Source organism: Streptomyces sp. NPDC007901 (genome assembly GCF_042959465.1).
In the GTDB taxonomy this organism is placed as follows: Bacteria; Actinomycetota; Actinomycetes; order Streptomycetales; family Streptomycetaceae; genus Streptomyces.
In genome coordinates, this window is record NZ_JBIBKW010000001.1 from 910,797 (window position 1) to 930,001 (window position 19,205).

A 19,205-nucleotide genomic window follows, 5' to 3' on the forward strand; every position below is an offset into this window, starting at 1 on the left:
CGACGGTCTCCGGGGCGGCGGCTGCCGTCTTCCGGGTGCGACGGGGCTTGGCCTCGACGGCCTCGGCCGTGTCCACGGCGGCTTCGGCGGCGGCTGCCGTCTTGCGGGTGCGACGCGGCTTGGGCTCCTCGGCGGCCTCCGCCTCAGGCGCGGTCGCCACCGGCTCGGCCGGCGCGGCGGTCTTGCGGGTGCGACGACGGGCCGGCGCCACCGGAGCCTCGACGGCTTCCTGCGCAGCCTCCGCGACCTCGGTCACGGTCTCGACCGCCTCGGCGGCCTTCCGGGTGCGGCGGCGCGGCTTGGCCTCGACGGCCTCGGCCGTGTCCACCGCGGTCTCGGCGGCGGCCGCCGTCTTGCGGGTGCGACGCGGCTTCGGCTCCGCGACGACGGTCTCGACCGCCTCGACGGCTGCCACAGGGGCGGCCTCGGGGGCTTCGGCCGCCTTGCGGGTACGGCGACGGGCGGGGGGCGCCGGTGCCTCCTCGGCCACCGGGGCCTCGGTCACCGCGGTCACCTCCGCCACCGGGGCGCTCTCCGCGGACCTGCGGGTGCGACGGCGGCGCGGCTTCTCCGGCTCGGCCGGCTCCACCACGGCCTCGACCGTCTCGACGACGGCCTCCGGCGTCACCGCCACCGGGGCGACGGCCGCCACCGGCTCCTGCGACGCCCCGGCGCGGGTACGGCGACGACGGCGCGGGGTCCGGGTGGCCGCGGGCTCCGACGCGGCGACGGCGCCGGCGGCGGGCGAGGCGGACTCGGCGGCCGGCGCCGTGGACGTCGTACCGTCGACCGATTCCAGTGTCGAACCGCCACGCGTACGGCGACGGCGGCGCGGGGTGCGGGCCGGGCGCTCGCGCTCCTCGGAGCGCGGGGCCTCGTTACGGCCGCCCCGGCCACCGCGACCGCGGCCACCACGGCCACCGGTCTCGCCCAGGTCCTCCAGCTCCTCCGCTTCGAGCCCGGCGCGGGTGCGCTCCGAGCGCGGCAGGACACCCTTGGTGCCCGCGGGGATCTTGAGGTCCTCGAAGAAGTGCGGGGAGGTGGAGTACGTCTCCACCGGGTCGGGGAACTTGAGATCCAGCGCCTTGTTGATCAGCTGCCAGCGCGGGATGTCGTCCCAGTCGACGAACGTGATCGCCGTACCCGAAGCGCCCGCGCGGCCGGTCCGGCCGACCCGGTGCAGGTACGTCTTCTCGTCCTCGGGGGACTGGTAGTTGATGACGTGGGTGACGCCCTCGACGTCGATGCCGCGCGCGGCGACGTCGGTGCAGACGAGGACGTCCACCTTGCCGTTGCGGAACGCGCGCAGCGCCTGCTCGCGGGCGCCCTGGCCCAGGTCGCCGTGGACGGCGCCGGAGGCGAAACCGCGGCGCTGGAGCTGCTCGGCGATGTCGGCGGCGGTGCGCTTGGTGCGGCAGAAGATCATCGCGAGCCCGCGGCCCTCGGCCTGCAGTATGCGCGCGATCATCTCCGGCTTGTCCATGGAGTGCGCGCGGTAGACGAACTGCGCGATGTTCGCGACGGTCGCGCCCTCGTCGTCCGGCGCGGTGGCGCGGATGTGGGTGGGCTGGCTCATGTACCGGCGCGCGAGGCCGATGACCGCGCCCGGCATGGTGGCCGAGAACAGCATGGTCTGGCGCTTGGCCGGCAGCATGTCGATGATCTTCTCGACGTCGGGCAGGAAGCCCAGGTCGAGCATCTCGTCGGCCTCGTCGAGGACGAGCGACTTGATGTGCTTGAGGTCGAGCTTCTTCTGGCCCGCGAGGTCCAGGAGCCGGCCCGGGGTGCCGACGACCACGTCGACGCCCTTCTTCAGGGCCTCGACCTGCGGCTCGTAGGCACGGCCGCCGTAGATGGCGAGAACGCGTACGTTGCGGACCTTGCCGGCCGTCAGGAGGTCGTTGGTGACCTGGGTGCAGAGCTCGCGCGTGGGGACGACGACGAGCGCCTGCGGGGCGTTGGTGAGGGCCTCGGGGGCGGCGCGCCCGGCCTCCACGTCGGCGGGGACGGTCACGCGCTCCAGGAGCGGCAGACCGAAGCCGAGGGTCTTGCCCGTGCCGGTCTTGGCCTGGCCGATGACGTCGGTGCCGGAGAGGGCGACCGGGAGCGTCATCTCCTGGATGGGGAAGGGGTTGATGATGCCGACGGCTTCCAGGGCCTCGGCGGTCTCGGGAAGGATTCCGAGTTCACGAAACGTCGTAGTCAGGGTTTTGCCTCTTCTGTGTGGCGCGGCGCGAGGCGAGCGCGGGGGTCTTTGACGGACCGTGCCGGGGACGTCGGCTGCCTTACGAGCGGGCCGTGGGGGCACGCCGTAGTGCACGGGACCTCTGCCGACGCTCTAGCGCTCGTACCGCTGAGGGTGTGTCCCTCCGGTCGTCGTACGCACAGTGCCGTACGAGCCGGGAGGGCTGTCGGGTCGGAGCCGATCGGGCCACCGACCGGGCATCCTCATACGTGCGGCCTGTCGAGGTACGACCGAATACGTCGGCGTACCAGCAGGCGCATTACCACCATACCCCGGAATCGTGCACATGTGATGGCCGATTTGGTCACGTCGTGGTAGTCACAGTGGATGACCAGGGGCTTCCCTGGGACTTCCCCCGGCTTCCCCCTGGCTTCCCCGGGACTTCCCTGGGGCGGCGGGCGGGCTATTGTGCGCTTCATGACGAGCTCTGACAAGCCTGAGAACGCCTCCGCCGAACCGACCGGTGTCGCCGCCCAGGACTGGGCCCAGGCCGCCGCCGACCCGCAGTACCGTGCCGCGGTCGTGGACCTGCTCGGCGCGCTCGCGTACGGCGAGCTCGCGGCGTTCGAGCGGCTCGCCGAGGACGCCAAGCTGGCGCCCACGCTGGTGGACAAGGCCGAGCTGGCCAAGATGGCGTCCGCGGAGTTCCACCACTTCGAGCGGCTGCGGGACCGGCTGACGGAGATCGGCTCGGACGCCGCGCAGGCGATGGAGCCGTTCGTCGCGGCCCTCGACGGCTTCCACCGGCAGACGGCGCCGTCGGACTGGCTGGAGGGCCTGGTCAAGGCGTACGTCGGCGACTCGATCGCGAGTGACTTCTACCGGGAGGTCGCGGCGCGGCTCGACTCCGACACGCGTGAACTTGTGCTGGCCGTCCTCGACGACACGGGGCACGCCGGGTTCGCGGTGGAGAAGGTACGGGCCGCCATCGACGCCGACCCGCGGGTGGGCGGCAGGCTGGCGCTGTGGGCGCGGCGGTTGATGGGGGAGGCGCTGTCGCAGTCGCAGCGCGTCGTCGCCGACCGGGACGCGCTGTCGACCATGTTGGTGGGCGGGGTGGCCGACGGGTTCGATCTCGCCGAGGTGGGGCGGATGTTCTCGCGGATCACCGAGGCACACACCAAGCGGATGGCCGCGCTGGGGCTGGCCGCGTGACGCGCTGAGGGTGTGTCAGGTCCCGGCGTTCGACAGCTACGCCGGGATCGATCGTCGGCGCAGGTGCCGGCCGGCCGGGCGGAGGAGCAGGGAGAGGGAGGCGGCCGAGATGATCGCCGCGCCCAGGAGGCTCACGAGGACCGTGCCGGGGCCGAGCGCGCTGTGGGTGACGAAGTCGCCGAACAGGGCTCCCGCGATGCCCGTGCAGAACACCAGAGGGCGGGCCGGGAGTCGGTGGGCCAGGCGGCTGGTCGCGGCCCAGGACAGGGCCACGCCGAGCAGTGCGGATCCAAGGACTTCCAGGAGCATCACGAGGGGTCCCTCCCACGGTCGGCCCGTGCTTCACGGTCGTAGCCCGTCATACCCGTGACCTGCGGAATGCAATCCTCCCTCTGTGGGCGACTTGTGCGCCGAATGTGGAGGGGCGACACGGCGGTGCGCCGGCACGGGGGAGTACGGGCAGGAGAGCGCGCCGACATGGCGGAGGGGCCGGGCGGACATGTGTCCGCCCGGCCCCTCCGCGCTGCTGTGGTCAGACCGCGCTGAAGCCGACCTTGCGCACGGTCGGCTCACCGAGCTCGATGTACGCCAGGCGGTCCGTCGGGACCAGGACCTTACGGCCGCGCTCGTCCTCCAGGGACAGCACCTGCGACTTGCCGGCCAGCGCGTCGGCGACGAGGCGCTCGACCTCCTCGGCGTTCAGACCGCTCTCCAGCACGATCTCGCGGGGCGCGTGCTGCACGCCGATCTTGACCTCCACGGCTATGTCCCTCCGACGGTCAGTGAAGTGCGCGACCTTCCGCGCCGTACGCTGCACACATTAGCCCGGTGAGGGGACGTACACGCTGCGCGCCTGCACGCCAAGAGCGAACAGCGGACGGGAATGCGGCGCGCGGACGGCGGCGGACGCCGGGAGGCGGACGTCAGTGGTGGCCGTCGATCCCGTGCAGCGGGAAACCGGCGATGCCCCGCCAGGCCAGCGAGGTCAGCAGCTGTACCGCCTGGTCACGCGGCACGGTGCGGTCGCTGTGCAGCCAGGAACGCGCCACCACCTGGGCCAGGCCGCCGAGGCCGGAGGCCAGCAGCATCGACTCCGCGCGCGGCAGCCCGGTGTCCTCGGCGATCACTTCGCAGATCGCCTCGGCGCACTCGGTGGTGACCTTGTCGACACGCTCGCGCACGGCGGGCTCGTTCGTCAGGTCCGACTCGAAGACGAGACGGAAGGCGCCGCCGTCGTCCTCGACGTACGCGAAATAGGCGTCCATGGTCGCCCGCACGCGCTGCTTGTTGTCCGTCGTCGACGCGAGCGCGCCGCGTACCGCCTGGATCAGGGCCTCGCAGTGCTGGTCCAGCAGGGCCAGGTAGAGGTCGAGCTTGCCCGGGAAGTGCTGGTAGAGCACCGGCTTGCTGACGCCGGCGCGCTCGGCGATGTCGTCCATCGCGGCCGCGTGGTATCCCTGCGCGACGAAAACCTCCTGGGCGGCGCCCAGCAACTGGTTCCGTCGGGCACGGCGCGGCAGGCGGGTGCCCCGCGGGCGCGCCGCCTCTGTCTGCTCGATGGCTGTCACGCCGCCTCCCAAAGTCGTCCACATGCGGATTGCGCCGCGCGGCCATCGTACTTTTCGGTAACCGTGTTGTGCGCGGTGCGAGCGCAGAATTTCACGTACCGGACCGCCGCGAAAGCCGCACAGGGAAAGCACCGGGAAATACGGACAGCCCAGGTGGCCCCGCCGGCGGCCGCTTCCGGTCAGCGATAGTCGTCCTCGTCGAGGGAGACCACGCGTGCCTGTTCGATCAGATCGGCCTCGTTCGCGCGGTCCGGGTCCACTCCGGTGAGCGGGTCGTCGTGGGACGGTGCGATGTCCGTGTGCTGCTCGGCTGCGTCGCCCTCCGGGGCCTCGACGTCGATCTCCGGGGCGTCCTCCGCCTCCAGATCGTCGAGCACGTCGGGGTCGGTGGGGTCATAGGCCATGGTGGGCTCCCTTCCTTCGAACGTCCCTGCCGGAAGCAGGGGGCCACAAACGGGTGCCCTCTTTACGAGCGTAGGAGACACGAGATGCGGACGCTATGCCATCGGCGGTCGTAAGCCCGGGCCCGTGTGCGGCTCGCCCGGGCGACTCTGTGATGGCGAACACACGAACCACTGTGTGATCGTCTCGTAACATTGGCCCATGTCTTCGACCGAGCTGCCATCCGTGCCGCCCACCAGCGTGCTCCCGAAGGCGGCGGCCGTCAGAGTCGCGGAGGGGGAGCGGCTGCGGTCGGTGGGGCTGCCCGGCGTCACTCTTACGATCCGTTCCCGCCCGCCCGCGCGCGAGGGTCTGCCGTCCGCGTTGTTCATCCACGGGCTCGGCGGCTCCTCGCAGAACTGGTCGGAGCTGATGGAGCGGCTCGAAGGCGTCGTGAACGGCGAGGCGGTCGACCTGCCGGGCTTCGGCGACTCACCGCCGCCGGACGACGGCGACTACTCGGTCACCGGGCACGCGCGCGCGGTCATCGGCTACCTCGACACCGCAGGCCGCGGTCCGGTCCATCTCTTCGGCAACTCGCTCGGCGGCGCGGTCGCCACCCGCGTCGCCGCCGTCCGCCCCGACCTCGTCCGCACCCTCACGCTCGTCTCGCCGGCCCTGCCCGAGCTGCGCGTGCAGCGCACGGCCATGCCGACGGTGCTGCTCGGCCTGCCCGGCGTCGCCGGACTGCTCGCCCGCACGACCGGCAAGTGGACCGCGGAGCAGCGCGTACGGGGCGTCCTGGCCCTCTGCTACGGCGATCCAGGCCGGGTCACGCCCGAGGCGTTCGGGCACGCGGTGGAGGAGCTGGAGCGGCGGCTGCGGCTGCCGTACTTCTGGGACGCGATGGCGCGGTCCGCGCGCGGCATCGTCAACGCGTACACGCTGGGCGGCCAGCACGGGCTCTGGCGTCAGGCCGAGCGCGTCCTCGCCCCCACCCTGCTGATCTACGGCGGCCGTGACCAGCTCGTCGGCTACCGCATGGCCCAGAAGGCCGCGCGCAGCTTCCGCCGCTCCCGGCTGCTGTCCATGCCGGACGCCGGGCACGTGGCGATGATGGAGTACCCGGGGGCGGTGGCGGGGGCGTTCTGTGAACTCCTCGCCGACGCCGACGACTTGGGCGGCGAACCGGCCGCGTCGGGTGCGGGGGGCTGAGGAGCGGGTGGGACGCCACAGCCGCCGCGGCCCGGCACCCAAAGGTGACGACGCGGATATAGCGCGCGCGGGCCGCAAGAAGGCCCCTGGGGACGGGGAACGCGGCACTCCGGGGACGACGGTGCCGCGCCCGGCCGACGGCACGCCCACGGGCGGAGCGCCGCGACTGCCGGACGGGACACCGGTGCGGGCCGAGACGCCGGTGCGCGGGACGCCCCGGTTCGCGGACGGCACGCCGGCCCACGGGATGCCTCGGACGGCCGACGGCACGCCCTCCCAGGGGGTCCCACGACTGCCCGACGGCACGCCCGCGCGGGGGGTGCCGCGCTTTGCCGACGGTACGCCCGCCCGTGGCGTTCCTCGTTTCACGGACGGCACGCCGGCCCGGGGGGTCCCGCGGCTGCCGGACGGCACGCCTGCCCAGGGGATGCCTCGCTTCGCCGAGGGCACGCCCGCCCGTGGCGTCCCCCGCTACCCCGATGGCACGCCCGCCCACGGTGTTCCCCGGTTCCCGGACGGGACCCCGGCCCACGGTGTTCCCCGGTTCCCGGACGGGACCCCCGCGCAGGGTGTTCCCCGGGTGCGTGGCGGTCACCCGCAGCAGCGTGAAGCGGGTGGTGGCTGGGGTGAGGTGGGCGGACCGGCCGCCGGCTCCGCGTCGGCCGGGGTGTCGATACCGCGCCAGCGACAGGGTGCTCCCGGCGCACCCCGGCAGGACTACGTCGACGCCTTCGACGAGGACGTCGACGTCTTCGCGCGTCGCCCCGGCATCGGCGCCCGGCGCGCGGAAACGTATCAGCCGGTCTCGGACCCACAGACCTCCGCGCTCCCGTCGGACGGCGGCGACGACGATGGCGCCGACGGCGGCACCCCGGCCGTCGGCGTAACGGCGCAGCCCAAGGGCGGCAAGGGGCGGGCCTTCACCGGGGTCGCGGCCGCCGCCGTCACCACGGTGCTCGCGGTGATCGTCGCCGGGCAGGTGGCCGACGGCCGCGACGGCGGTGCCGCACGGTCGCAGTCGGCCGCCGGCGACACACGGGCCACTGACGGCCCCGCCTCGCGCGGCAACAGCCGTACGACGCCGTCCGCCTCCGCGTCCGCCTCGCCGAGGGTCGCGACGCTGTCGTACGAGCAGGCGATGAACACCAAGTACCCGCTCAGCGCCAAGCTGGCCGGGTCCGGGAAGTTCGACGCCGTGCCCGGGGCCGCCAAGGCGCCCGGCAAGGGGCGCAAGTACACCTACCGCGTCGACGTGGAGCAGGGGCTGGGGCTGGACGGTGAACTGTTCGCCCAGGCCGTGCAGAAGACGCTGAACGACTCCCGCAGCTGGGCCCACGACGGCGCCCGCACCTTCGAGCGCGTCTCCTCCGGCAAGGCCGACTTCGTGATCACGCTCGCCAGTCCCGGGACCACCGCCAAGTGGTGCGCCAAGTCCGGTCTCGACACGACCGAGGACAACGTGTCCTGTGACTCGGCGTCCACCGAACGCGTCATGATCAACGCGTACCGGTGGGCGCAGGGCAGCAAGACGTACGGGGACAAGATCCACGCCTACCGGCAGATGCTGATCAACCACGAGGTCGGCCACCGGCTCGGCTACGGCCATGTGACGTGCGACAAGGACGGCCAGCTCGCGCCGGTCATGCAGCAGCAGACGAAGTTCCTCGACCACGACGGAATCCACTGTCTGCCCAACCCCTGGCCCTACCCCAAGAGTTGACAGGTGGCTCATACATCACATTGACATGCGCAGAAAGTTCGTACATATTTCTGGGTATGTCGTCCCTTCACGCCTCCGCGCGCGCCGCCATCGAGCTGGCGCTCATCGGCGTGACCGCGCTCTGCGTGGCCGACATTCACTGTCGCTGACGCTCGCCTTCCGGCGTTCGCGTCGCGATCTCTCTGTACCGCCGTGACCTGGGTCACGGCTCTTTCGACGACCTGACGCCGGGGCAGACGTCTGTTCACTTTCGTCTCACTCCTCGTCAATCTGTCTCGCTTGTCGAGACGCGCCTTCCGAGAGGTCGTCATTCCGATGCGTCAACCGTCCGTAAACAGCGCCCGCGCGGCGTACGTTTCGCTCGCCCTGGTCGTGGCAGCGGGCGCCGCCGCCTGCGGGCCGAAGGACAACGATGCCAACGGCTCCAGTGGCGACTCCGCGCCGCACAAGGGCGGCACGCTCAGCGTCCTGAACTCCGACCCCCAGTCGGACTTCGACCCGGCCCGCCTGTACACCTCCGGCGGCGGCAACGTGCCCTCCCTGGTCTTCCGCACGCTCACCACCCGCAACCGCGCGAACGGCGCCGCCGGCACCAAGGTCGTCCCCGACCTGGCCACCGACACCGGCCGCCCCAGCAAGAACGCGACCGTGTGGACGTACACGCTGAAGAAGGGCCTGAAGTACGAGGACGGGACCGCGATCACGTCCGCCGACATCAAGTACGGCATCGAGCGGTCCTTCGCCCCCGAACTCTCCGGCGGCGCGCCCTACCTGCGGGACTGGCTGGTCGGGGCGGCCGACTACCAGGGGCCGTACAAGGACAAGAAGGGGCTCTCGGCGATCGGGACGCCGGACGACCGCACGATCGTCTTCCATCTCAACAAGCCCGAGGGCGAGTTCCCGTACCTGGCCACGCAGACGCAGTTCACGCCCGTCCCGAAGACCAAGGACACCGGCACGAAGTACGAGGAGCACCCGATCTCGTCCGGCCCGTACAAGGTCGTCGAGAACGAGAACGACGGTGAGCACCTGGTGCTGGAGCGGAACAAGTACTGGTCCGCCGCCGTCGACGACCAGCGCAAGGCCTACCCGGACAAGATCGACGTCAAGTCCGGTCTTGACTCGTCCGTGATCAACCAGCGGCTGTCGGCGTCCCAGGGCGCGGACGCGGCGGCCGTGACGACGGACACCAACCTCGGTCCGGCCGAGCTCGCCAAGGTCACCGGCGACAAGGAACTCGCCTCGCGCGTCGGCACCGGTCACTTCGGCTACACGAACTACATAGCGTTCAACCCGAAGGTCAAGCCGTTCGACAACCCCAAGGTGCGGCAGGCGATCTCGTACGCCGTCGACCGGTCGTCCGTGGTCAACGCGGCGGGCGGCAGCGCGCTCGCCGAGGCCGCCACCACCTTCCTGCCGAACCAGAAGTCCTTCGGCTACACGCCGTACGACCTCTTCCCGGCCGGGGCCACCGGCAACGCGGCCAAGGCCAAGGAACTGCTGAAGGAGGCGGGCTACCCGAACGGGCTCACGGTCACGCTGACCCACGACAACGCCCAGAACTTCAAGACCAGCCCCGAGATAGCGACCGCGATCCAGGACGCGCTGAAGAAGGCCGGCATCACGGTCAAGCTCCAGGGCCTGGAGGACAACAACTACTCGGACACGGTCCACAGCGTGAAGACCGAGCCGGGCTTCTTTCTCGCCGCGTGGGGTGCCGACTGGCCCTCCGGCGGCCCCTTCCTCGCCCCGATTTTCGACGGCCGGCAGATCGTCAAGGACGGCGCGAACTTCAACGCTTCCCAGCTCAACGATGCATCGGTCAATGCCGAGATTGACGCGATCAACAAGTTGACCGATCTTGACGCGGCCGCCAAGCGGTGGGGTGCACTGGACCAGAAGATCGGCGCGCAGGCGCTGACCGTGCCGCTGTTCCACCCCGTCTACAAGCGACTGGTCGGCAAGGACATCAGGAACGTCGTGATCAGCGACTGGACCGGTGTCCTGGACATCTCCCAGGTCGCGGTGAAGTAGCACCGTGAGCGAGGCACTTGTCGCCTCCCAGGCCCCCGAGGCGCCCGCCTCGGGGGCTTCGGGGGCTCGTCGGTTCTGGCGGCGGCTGCGTACGCAGCGCGCCGCCCTCGTCGCGGCGGCCGTCGTCGCGCTGCTCGTCCTGGTCGCGCTCGCGGCGCCGCTGCTCACCACGCTGGAGGGCCAGGACCCGACCACGTACCACCCCGGCCTGGTGGACTCGGCGCGCGGCGGCGTGCCCATCGGCTCCCTGGGCGGCATCAGCGGCGACCACTGGCTCGGCGTCGAACCGCAGACCGGCCGGGACCTGTTCGCGCGGCTGGTCTACGGCGCCCGGGTCTCCCTGGGCGTCGCGCTGGCGGCGACCACCGTGCAGGTCGTGCTCGGTGTCGTCGTGGGTGTCACGGCCGCGCTCGGCAATCGATGGGTTGATCAACTGTTGAGCAGGATCACCGACATCATCGTGGCCATGCCGCTGATCATCATGGCGCTGGCGCTGCTGGCCGTCGTGCCCAGCAGCTTCCCGAGGCCGGTCCTGGTCTCCCTCATCATCGGCTTCGTCGCCTGGGGCACCATCGGGAAGATCACGCGCGCCGCGACGCTCTCCCTCAAGAACCTCGACTACGTGGCCGCCGCCCGGCTCAGCGGCTGGAGCACCTGGCGGATCGCCCGCCGGGAAGTGCTGCCCGGCCTCGCCGCGCCCGTCATCACCTACGCCGCGCTCATGGTGCCGGCCAACATCTCCATCGAGGCCTCGCTGTCCTTCCTCGGTGTCGGAGTGAAGCCCCCGACCCCGTCCTGGGGACAGATGCTCACCCCCGCCAACGTCTGGTACCAGGCCGCCCCGCAGTACCTGCTGCTGCCCGCGGGCGCCCTGTTCGTGACCGTGCTCGCCCTCACCGTGCTCGGCGACGGCGTCCGCACCGCCCTCGACCCGCGCTCGGCCTCCCGGCTGCGCGTCGGCACGGGCCGCAAGCAGGAGGCGAAGGCGAACGCCGCGACAGAGGCGGCGAAGGCGGCCGCCGCGCTGGAGACGGCGGAGACCACCGTCGCGAAGGAGGCGCGGTCATGAGCGGCTTCGCCGGATTCGCCCTGCGCCGCGCGGTCGGCGCGCTGATCACCCTGCTCGCCATCTCGGTGATCGTGTACGTCGTCTTCTACGTCACCCCCGGCAACGTCGCCCAGATCACCTGCGGCCCGCGCTGCTCGCCGGAACAGGTGCACCAGGTCACCCAGCAGCTCCGCCTCGACGACCCGCTGTACGTGCGGTACTGGCACTTCCTGGTGGGCATCGTCGCCGGCCAGGACTACTCGACCGGCACCTCCGTCGCGCACTGTTCGGCGCCCTGCCTCGGGCTCTCGTACCAGAGCGACCAGCAGGTCACCCAGATCATCCTGAACAAGCTGCCCGTCAGCCTGTCGCTGGTGATCGGCGCGATGGTGCTCTGGCTGCTGCTGGGTGTCGGCACCGGCATCCTCTCCGCCTGGCGGCGCGGCCGGTTCACCGAACGCGCGTTGACCGGCCTCACCCTGGCCGGCATCTCCACGCCGGTCTTCGTCATCGGCCTCGTCCTGATGATCGTGGTCTGCGGGCAGCTGGAGCTGCTGCCGTTCCCGGAGTACGTCTCCTTCTCGGACGACCCCGAGCAGTGGGCGTGGAACCTGCTGCTGCCCTGGCTCACCCTCGCGATCGCCGAGGCGGCCTACTTCGCCCGGCTGACCCGGGCGTCGATGCTGGAGACCCTCGCCGAGGACCACATCCGCACCTTCCGGGCCTACGGCGTCGGCGAACGGTCGATCGTCGGCCGGCACGCGCTGCGCGGCGCGCTGGCGCCGATCATCGCCCTGAACGCCAACGACTTCGGCAGTGCCGTGGGCGGAGCGGTCCTCATCGAGACCCTCTTCGGCCTCCCTGGCATCGGCCAGGAGCTCGTCCACGCCGTGACCGTGGTCGACCTGCCCGTCGTGGTCGGCATGGTCCTCGTCATCGGCTTCTTCGTGGTCCTCGCCAACGCCCTCGCGGACGTGCTGTACGCGGTGGCCGACCGACGGGTGGTACTGACGTGAGTCTCGTCCGAGTCACTGACCTGACCGTCGAGTTCGGCGACCTGCGGGCCGTGGACGGGCTCTCCTTCCAGCTGGAGCGGGGCGCCGCCCTCGCCCTGGTCGGCGAGTCCGGCTCCGGCAAGTCCACGGTCGCCTCGGCCCTGCTGGGCCTGCACCACGGCACGGGCGCGCGGGTCGGCGGTTCCATCGAGGTGGCCGGCGTCGACGTCCAGCAGGCCTCCGACGGCGAACTGCGGCGGCTGCGCGGTGCGAAGGCGGCGATGGTCTTCCAGGACCCGCTGTCCTCCCTCGACCCGTACTACGCGATCGGCGACCAGATCGCCGAGGTCCACCGCGTGCACACGCGCGTGTCGCGGCGAGCGGCACGCGCGCGTGCGGTGGAGGTCCTGGACCGGGTCGGCATCCCGGACGCCGCGCGCCGCTCCCGTTCCCGCCCGCACGAGTTCAGCGGCGGTATGCGCCAGCGCGCGCTGATCGCCATGGCGCTCTCCTGCGAACCCGACCTGCTGATCGCCGACGAGCCCACCACCGCCCTCGACGTGACCGTCCAGGCCCAGATCCTCGACCTGCTGCACACCCTGCGCGAGGAGACCGGCATGGGCCTGCTGCTCGTCACGCACGACGTGGGCGTCGCCGCCGAGAGCGTCGACCAGGTGCTCGTCATGCGGCACGGGCGGGCGGTCGAGCAGGGGCCGGTCACCGCCGTGCTCGGGGCGCCCGCACAGCCGTACACCCGCGAACTGCTCTCCGCCGTCCCGCGCGTGGACGCCGTCCGCGCTCCCTCGGCGGCCTCCGACGAGGTCGTCCTGGAGGCGACCGGTCTGCGGCGCGAGTTCGGACGCGGCAAGCGGGCCGTCACGGCCGTGGACGACGTGTCGCTGACCGTCCGCCGGGGCGAGACCCTCGGCATCGTCGGCGAGAGCGGCAGCGGGAAGACCACGCTCGGCCGGATGCTGGTCGGGCTGCTGGAGCCGACGGCGGGGGAGGTCCGCCACGACGGGCACGCGCGCGTGGGTGTGGACCCGGCCGTCCAGATGGTCTTCCAGGACCCGGTGTCCTCCCTCAACCCCCGGCGCAGCGTGGGCGAGTCGATCGCCGACCCGCTGAGGGCGCGCGGCGAAGGCGAAGAGGGTCGCATCCGGGAGCGCGTGACCGAACTGCTGGAGCGCGTGGGGCTCGAAGGGGCGCACTACGACCGCTATCCGCACGAGTTCAGCGGTGGTCAGCGCCAGCGCGTGGGCATCGCGCGGGCGCTCGCGGCCGACCCGCGCGTCATCGTCTGCGACGAGCCGGTCTCCGCGCTCGACGTCACCACCCAGGCCCAGGTCGTCGCCCTGCTCGGCGGACTCCAGCGGGAACTCGGCCTCGCGCTCGTCTTCGTCGCCCACGACCTCGCCGTCGTACGGCAGGTCAGCGACCGGGTCGCGGTCATGCGCCGCGGGCGGATCGTGGAGAGCGGGCCCGCCGACGAGGTCTACGACAACGCCCGGGACCCGTACACCCGGCAACTCCTGGCCGCCGTACCCGCGCTCGACCCCGAGGCCGCGGCCCGGCGGCGGGCGGCGCGGCGGGAGCCGGCGACGGCGTGACGTTCCTGCAGTTCCGGGCGTGACGTTCCGCCGCCGTTCGATCGCCTAGCGCGACCGAACGCCACCCGCACGGGAAAGTTACGACCGTTCACCCCTTTTGGTGGCGCGATGGACAACCGTCCGTCGCGCCACCGCCTTGTCCGCATACGTTCGTCCCGCTGCGAGCCACCGGAGCAACGGTGGCTCCCCTTACGGGAGATCGATCGGGGGTGCACACGTGCGCATCGGACTGCTTACGGAGGGTGGTTATCCGTATGTGAGCGGTGACGCCAGGCTCTGGTGCGACCGGCTCGTGCGCGGGCTCGGGCAGCACCAGTTCGACGTCTACGCGCTCAGCCGCAGCAGGCGCCAGGAGGACGAGGGCTGGCTGGAGCTGCCACCGCACGTCAGCCGGGTTCGTACGGCTCCCCTGTGGACCGCCGAGGAGGACGGGGTCGCGTACGGGCGGCGCGCACGCCGGCGCTTCGTCGAGAGCTACGCGGAGCTGGCGGGGGTGCTGTGTGCCGGACCGGGCGCGGACGGCCCGGACGGCCCAGGCGGCACGGAGGGCTCAGGTGCCGTTCCCGCCCATCTGGCGGACCGTTTCGGCAGCGCGCTCTACGGGCTCGCCGAACTCGCCCGCGACGAGGGCGGACTGGTCGGCGCACTCCGCTCCGACACCGCCGTGCGCACGCTGGAGCGCGCCTGTCGCGCACCGGGCGCACTCGGTACGGCGCGCGAGGCGCGCGTGCCCGATCTGCTCGCCGTCGCCGCCCACCTCGAACGTGCCCTGCGCCCCCTCTCCCTCGACTGGTACGGCGACGACGGCCTCGGTGCCACCGACCTCTGCCACGCCACCGCGGGCGGCCCGGCCGCGCTGCCCGGCCTGCTCGCCGCGCACTTCTCCGACGTGCCGCTGCTGGTCACCGAGTACGGCGTGCAGCTGCGCTCGCACTACCTCGCCTCCGGCCCGGACGCGGCCACCCCGGCCGTACGCGCCCTGCTCGCCGCCTTCCACGGCCGGCTCGCCACCGAGGTCTACGGCCGCGCCGCGATCATCACCCCGGGCAACGCGCACGCCCGCCGCTGGCAGGAGCGCTGCGGCGCCGACCGCGCCCGCATCCGTACCGTCCACCCCGGCATGGAGGCCTCCCGCTTCACCGAGGTGGGCGAGGCCCCGGACCGCGCCGACCCGGACACGCTCGTGTGGGTCGGCCGGATCGAGCCGTCCAAGGACCTGGTGTCGCTGCTGCACGCCTTCGCGGAGGTCCGCAGGGGGGAGCCCAAGGCGCGGCTGCGGGTGGTGGGTGCCCCGGCCGGCGCGGAGGGCGAGGCCTACCTGGGCCACTGCAAGGCGCTCGCCGCACAGCTCTTCCCGGACGAGGCCGAGGGCGTGCACGCCGTGGGTGACAACCCGGTCGCCTTCGAGGAGATCGGCGGCCCGGAGGCACCGACCCTCGCCGACGCGTACGCGTCCGGCACGGTCGTCGTCCTCTCCAGCGTCGTCGAGGGGTTCCCGGTCGGGCTGGTGGAGGCGATGTTCTGCGGTCGCGCGACCGTCTCCACGGACGTCGGCGCCGTGGTGGAGGCCATCGGTGGCACCGGACTCGTGGTACCCCCGCGCAATCCGCGGGCGCTCGCCGAGGCGTGCGTGGCCTTGCTGCGCGACCCCGAGCGCCGTGAGCGCCTCGGGGCCGCCGCGCGCGCCAGGGCGCTCGAACTGTTCACCGTCGAGCAGAACATCGCGGCATTTCGCAGCATTTACCTGGAGATCGTCTCGCACTGCCCGGTGCGCCGGGTCGTCCTGGACGCGACCGGCGAGCCGCTGCCGTTCGGCGTCCCGGCCGAGGCCCACGTCCCCGGCCGCTGGACCGGCCCCACGGCCCGCGTGGTGAGCCGGGGCGGACCCGGCTGGGCCCTGGGCGCCCCGGCCCGGCCCGCCCCGGTCCGGGCCACGCCGCTCGCGGCCACGGAGGGGGCGCTGTGAACGGCGACGAAGGCGGCACGGCCAACGGCGGCCTGGGCGAGCTGGACCGGCCCGGGCGGCCCGGCGCGGCGGACGCCTGGGACGCGCGGTCGGAGGGGTGGCTGCTGGGCACGGAGGAGGGCGGTGCGGCGGACACCTTCTCGGGGAGCGAGCCGCCGGCGTCCGGCGGCGGCTCCGCGGGGAGCCGGACCGCTGCCGCGCACACCGTCGGAAGCCGTACGCCTACCCGCCGAGGCGTCGCCGACCCCGTGAAGGCACTGCTGCACCGCCACCGCGACCTGTGCGAACGGGCCGTCGACCCGCTGGAGATCGCCGCCGGCCTCGAAGCGCACGGGGTCACCGACCGGACCGCCGCCCGCTTCCGGCACCGTGACGTCTTCTCGCTCGCCGAGGAGCTCTACGCACGCGTGCCCCGCGACGATGGTCCGCGCCCGCGTCCAGAACCGGCGCTCGCGCCCGGCGTGCGCGCCGACTGGGTGCTGCTCACGCTGCTCCCGGGCGCCGTGTGCGCGGCCGTCGTGACCGGTGTACGGCTCACCGAGGGCCGGCCTCGCCTCCTGGTGGCAGCCGCCGGGGCACTCGCCGTCGCCCTGACCGTCCGCCTGGCCCTGCGCCGCGGCCCCCTGGCCGTGCCGGACCGCACCCTCGCCCGGTACACCGCCACCGGCCCACGGGCGTGGACCTGCTGGCTCCTCGCCTACGCCCTCTTCGGCAACGGCCTGCTGCGCGCCGTCGTCGGCGGCGGCCCCGACGGCCTGCCGACCGGCGCCGCACACGGCCCCTGGCCGGTGACCACCGCCCCCGTCCTCGCCCTCACCCTGGCCTGCGCCCCGGCGGCCTGGAGCGCCCACCTGCTCACCGCCGGCGCCCGCCGCAGGCTCGCAGTCAGCCGGGGCCTGGAGGAGTTCACCGGGGCCGTACAGCCCTTGCTGCTCGGCGTGTTCGCGCTCTTCCTGGGCGCCCTCACCGCCCTGCTCGCGCTGTGCGGCGCCGCCCTGGGAGAGCCCGCCGGCTACCCGGAGGCCCTCACCCTCGGCGCCCTCCTCCTGCTGGCCCGCCTCCTCACCGTCCACAACGTCCCGCACGGACCCGGCCCGGCCCTCGCCGCCGCTGCCGTGGCGGAAGCGGCGGCCGTGGCCCTGGTCCTCGCGGGCCGACTGCCCGGCTGCGCCTTCCTTGCGGCCCCCGTCGACGCCCTGGCCGACGCGTGGGGCGCGGGCGGCGTCCCGGCGCTCGTCTGCGGCGCCGCCGCCCTGGCACTGCTGCTCCAGGCCACCCGCAGCCTCACCCGGGCCTCGGCCCACGCGCCCACGGGAGACCCCGAGTGAGCCCAGCCGCCGTTTTCCCCGCAGGCCTCGCCGAGCCGTCCCGGCGGCCGGCCCCCGGCATCCCGCCGAAGGCAACCGCACCACACCCAGAAGGAGACCACCAGATGACCACCTCCCGACCCGGACCCGGAGCGTCCGGAACCGCCGGAGTCGCCGGAGCGCACACCCCGGGAGCCGCACGATGAGGGTTCTGCTGATCGGAGCCAACGGATACCTCGGCCGCTTCGTCGCCGACCGGCTGCTCGCCGACCCGGCCGTCCAGCTCACCGCGCTCGGCCGCGGCGATGACGCCGACGTCCGCTTCGACCTCGCCACCGGCAGCCCCGGCGCGCTCACCCGCTTCCTCGACGCGGTCCACCCGGGCGTCGTCGTGAACTGTGCCGGCGCCACCCGCGGCGGCGCCCGCGAACTCACCCGGCACAACACCGTCGCCGTCGCCACCATCTGCGAGGCCCTGCGCCGCAGCGGCTGCGGCGCCCGCCTGGTGCAGGTCGGCTGCAGCTCCGAGTACGGCCCGAGCCAGCCCGGCTCCTCCACGGCCGAGGACGCCGTACCGCGCCCCGGCGGCCCGTACGGCGTCAGCAAGCTCGCCGCCACCGAACTGGTCCTCGGCTCCGGCCTGGACGCCGTCGTCCTGCGCGTCTTCTCGCCCGCCGGGCCCGGCACCCCGGCCGGGTCCCCGCTCGGCCGGCTCGCCGAGGCCATGCGCCGCGCCATGCAGTCCGGCGACGGCGAACTCAAACTCGGCGGCCTGGGCGCCCAGCGCGACTTCATCGACGTCCGTGACGTCGCCCGCGCCGTCCACGCGGCCTCGCTCTCCGCCGCCCAGGGCGTCATCAACATCGGCTCAGGCCGCGCCGTCCGGCTCCGCGACGCCGCCGCCGTCCTCGCCCGGGTCGCCGGATACGGCGGCGCCCTGCACGAACTCGACGGCCCGCCGGGACCGCTGCGCAGCCCCATCGGCCACCCCCGCCCGGACCCCGACCACGCGGCCCCGGTCGCGTACCCGTACCCGGACGGCTGCGGCAGCTGGCAGCAGGCCGACGTACGCTGCGCCCGCGACCGGCTCGGCTGGCGGCCCCGCATCAACCTGGAGGAGTCCCTCGCGGACATCTGGATGGAGGCGGCATGCCGCATCTGACCAGCACCCGGACCGGCGCCGCGACCACCGGCTTCCGCACCGCCTTCGGCATCCCCGGCTACGCCCACCCGCTGCTCGCCCCCGCCCAGTGGGCCGAACTCACCCGCCCCGGCACGCCCCTGCACTGGGTCGTCCTCGACGTGGCGAACGGCCCCGGCAGCCGCCCCGACCCGCACTGCCTGGAGGCGGCCGGCCGGCTCCGCAACGCGGGCATCCGCGTCCTCGGCCACCTGGACACCGGCTACGGCGCCCGCCCCCGGGCCGACCTGCTCACCGATGCCCGGCACTTCCACGACTGGTACCGCGTCGACGGCTTCCTGCTGGACCGCTGCCCCACCGAGCGCACCGCGCTCCCCGAGATCCGCCGGGCCGTCGCCGCGCTCCGCACCATCGGTGACGATCCCCACATCGTCCTCGGCCACGGCACCCATCCGCACCCGGGCTACGCGGAGAACGCCGACCAGTTGGTGACCTTCGCGGGCCCCTGGGGCGACTACCGCTGGTCCCAGGTCGCCGAGTGGACCGCCGACTACCCGCCCGACCGCTTCTGCCACTTCGTCCACGGCGTGCCCCTCGGACACCTCGACGAGGCACTGCGCATCGCCCGCTGGCAGGGCGCGTCGACCATCTACTTCACCGACCGCACGGACCGCGACGGCCGAGCCGACCCCTGGGAGACCATGCCCGGTTACTGGGACGAAATCGTCTCGCGGATCGGAACAGGTGTCTCGGAATGAAGAAGCCCGTGGCAGTGTTACACGGAGAACAAACGTAGTGATTGACCGATCAACGGAGTCTC

General features: G+C 73.0%; 17 protein-coding genes. 12 read left to right on the top strand and 5 right to left on the bottom strand.

The window, feature by feature from the left end:
* Nucleotides 1–2,113 (bottom strand): DEAD/DEAH box helicase (locus ACFZDK_RS04385; protein ID WP_390970100.1); only part of this gene is annotated, 2,113 nt, incomplete at its 3' end.
* Nucleotides 2,114–2,653: 540 nt separating this feature from the next.
* Here ACFZDK_RS04385 and ACFZDK_RS04390 point away from each other — a divergent pair.
* Complete coding sequence (locus tag ACFZDK_RS04390) at nt 2,654–3,400, top strand: ferritin-like fold-containing protein (RefSeq protein WP_390969605.1); 747 nt, start codon at nt 2,654–2,656, stop codon at nt 3,398–3,400.
* Between the two features lie 36 nt (nt 3,401–3,436).
* Here ACFZDK_RS04390 and ACFZDK_RS04395 read toward each other — a convergent pair whose 3' ends face one another.
* From ACFZDK_RS04395 to ACFZDK_RS04410, 4 genes are all read right to left on the bottom strand, one after another.
* Nucleotides 3,437–3,709 carry a hypothetical protein gene (locus ACFZDK_RS04395; protein WP_390969607.1) on the bottom strand — a complete coding sequence of 91 codons (273 nt, stop codon included), beginning with the start codon at nt 3,707–3,709 and terminating at the stop codon, nt 3,437–3,439.
* Between the two features lie 223 nt (nt 3,710–3,932).
* Nucleotides 3,933–4,160, bottom strand: coding sequence for a DUF3107 domain-containing protein (locus ACFZDK_RS04400; RefSeq protein WP_046730492.1), 228 nt, complete (start codon nt 4,158–4,160; stop codon nt 3,933–3,935).
* A gap of 163 nt (nt 4,161–4,323) precedes the next feature.
* Entirely contained in the window at nt 4,324–4,968 is a 645-nt protein-coding gene (locus tag ACFZDK_RS04405; RefSeq protein WP_355722865.1) for a TetR/AcrR family transcriptional regulator, read from the bottom strand.
* Nucleotides 4,969–5,147: 179 nt separating this feature from the next.
* Complete coding sequence (locus ACFZDK_RS04410) at nt 5,148–5,372, bottom strand: hypothetical protein (protein ID WP_390969610.1); 225 nt, start codon at nt 5,370–5,372, stop codon at nt 5,148–5,150.
* 199 nt (nt 5,373–5,571) lie between these two features.
* Here ACFZDK_RS04410 and ACFZDK_RS04415 point away from each other — a divergent pair, with 199 nt between their 5' ends.
* The 11 genes from ACFZDK_RS04415 (at nt 5,572) to ACFZDK_RS04465 (ending at nt 19,143) form a co-directional block, all read left to right on the top strand.
* On the top strand, nt 5,572–6,564 hold the full coding sequence (locus tag ACFZDK_RS04415) for an alpha/beta fold hydrolase (RefSeq protein ID WP_390969612.1): 993 nt from the start codon (nt 5,572–5,574) through the stop codon (nt 6,562–6,564).
* Between the two features lie 7 nt (nt 6,565–6,571).
* Entirely contained in the window at nt 6,572–8,284 is a 1,713-nt protein-coding gene (locus tag ACFZDK_RS04420; RefSeq protein WP_390969614.1) for a DUF3152 domain-containing protein, read from the top strand.
* 56 nt (nt 8,285–8,340) lie between these two features.
* Nucleotides 8,341–8,433: an Ms4533A family Cys-rich leader peptide gene (locus ACFZDK_RS04425; RefSeq protein ID WP_351321593.1), complete on the top strand. Its 93-nt coding sequence runs from the start codon at nt 8,341–8,343 to the stop codon at nt 8,431–8,433.
* Nucleotides 8,434–8,599: 166 nt separating this feature from the next.
* Nucleotides 8,600–10,318, top strand: coding sequence for an ABC transporter substrate-binding protein (locus ACFZDK_RS04430; RefSeq protein ID WP_390969616.1), 1,719 nt, complete (start codon nt 8,600–8,602; stop codon nt 10,316–10,318).
* 4 nt (nt 10,319–10,322) lie between these two features.
* Nucleotides 10,323–11,387, top strand: a complete 1,065-nt coding sequence (locus ACFZDK_RS04435; RefSeq protein WP_390969618.1) for an ABC transporter permease subunit — start codon at nt 10,323–10,325, stop codon at nt 11,385–11,387.
* Nucleotides 11,384–12,382: an ABC transporter permease subunit gene (locus ACFZDK_RS04440; RefSeq protein ID WP_390969620.1), complete on the top strand. Its 999-nt coding sequence runs from the start codon at nt 11,384–11,386 to the stop codon at nt 12,380–12,382. The genes ACFZDK_RS04435 and ACFZDK_RS04440 overlap by 4 nt, the downstream gene beginning before the upstream one ends.
* Nucleotides 12,379–13,971 (top strand): dipeptide ABC transporter ATP-binding protein, encoded by a 1,593-nt coding sequence (locus ACFZDK_RS04445; RefSeq protein ID WP_390969621.1) that lies wholly within the window; start codon nt 12,379–12,381, stop codon nt 13,969–13,971. Before ACFZDK_RS04440 ends, ACFZDK_RS04445 begins: the two co-directional genes overlap by 4 nt.
* 256 nt (nt 13,972–14,227) lie before the next feature.
* Nucleotides 14,228–15,937 (top strand): glycosyltransferase, encoded by a 1,710-nt coding sequence (locus ACFZDK_RS04450; protein WP_390969623.1) that lies wholly within the window; start codon nt 14,228–14,230, stop codon nt 15,935–15,937.
* Nucleotides 15,934–17,265: a hypothetical protein gene (locus ACFZDK_RS04455; RefSeq protein ID WP_390969625.1), complete on the top strand. Its 1,332-nt coding sequence runs from the start codon at nt 15,934–15,936 to the stop codon at nt 17,263–17,265. The genes ACFZDK_RS04450 and ACFZDK_RS04455 overlap by 4 nt, the downstream gene beginning before the upstream one ends.
* A 181-nt stretch (nt 17,266–17,446) precedes the next feature.
* Complete coding sequence (locus tag ACFZDK_RS04460; RefSeq protein WP_390969627.1) at nt 17,447–18,406, top strand: NAD-dependent epimerase/dehydratase family protein; 960 nt, start codon at nt 17,447–17,449, stop codon at nt 18,404–18,406.
* Nucleotides 18,394–19,143, top strand: a complete 750-nt coding sequence (locus ACFZDK_RS04465; protein WP_390969629.1) for a spherulation-specific family 4 protein — start codon at nt 18,394–18,396, stop codon at nt 19,141–19,143. The genes ACFZDK_RS04460 and ACFZDK_RS04465 overlap by 13 nt, the downstream gene beginning before the upstream one ends.
* Nucleotides 19,144–19,205: the final 62 nt, after the last annotated feature.

Bases quoted from the DNA above. Each gene is read 5' to 3' on its own strand.
- ACFZDK_RS04410 (WP_390969610.1), bottom strand. From the start codon at position 5,372: ATGGCCTATGACCCCACCGACCCCGACGTGCTCGACGATCTGGAGGCG.
- ACFZDK_RS04425 (WP_351321593.1), top strand. From the start codon at position 8,341: ATGTCGTCCCTTCACGCCTCCGCGCGCGCCGCCATCGAGCTGGCGCTC.
- ACFZDK_RS04395 (WP_390969607.1), bottom strand. From the start codon at position 3,709: ATGCTCCTGGAAGTCCTTGGATCCGCACTGCTCGGCGTGGCCCTGTCC.
- ACFZDK_RS04430 (WP_390969616.1), top strand. From the start codon at position 8,600: ATGCGTCAACCGTCCGTAAACAGCGCCCGCGCGGCGTACGTTTCGCTC.
- ACFZDK_RS04440 (WP_390969620.1), top strand. From the start codon at position 11,384: ATGAGCGGCTTCGCCGGATTCGCCCTGCGCCGCGCGGTCGGCGCGCTG.
- ACFZDK_RS04465 (WP_390969629.1), top strand. From the start codon at position 18,394: ATGCCGCATCTGACCAGCACCCGGACCGGCGCCGCGACCACCGGCTTC.
- ACFZDK_RS04460 (WP_390969627.1), top strand. From the start codon at position 17,447: ATGAGGGTTCTGCTGATCGGAGCCAACGGATACCTCGGCCGCTTCGTC.
- ACFZDK_RS04415 (WP_390969612.1), top strand. From the start codon at position 5,572: ATGTCTTCGACCGAGCTGCCATCCGTGCCGCCCACCAGCGTGCTCCCG.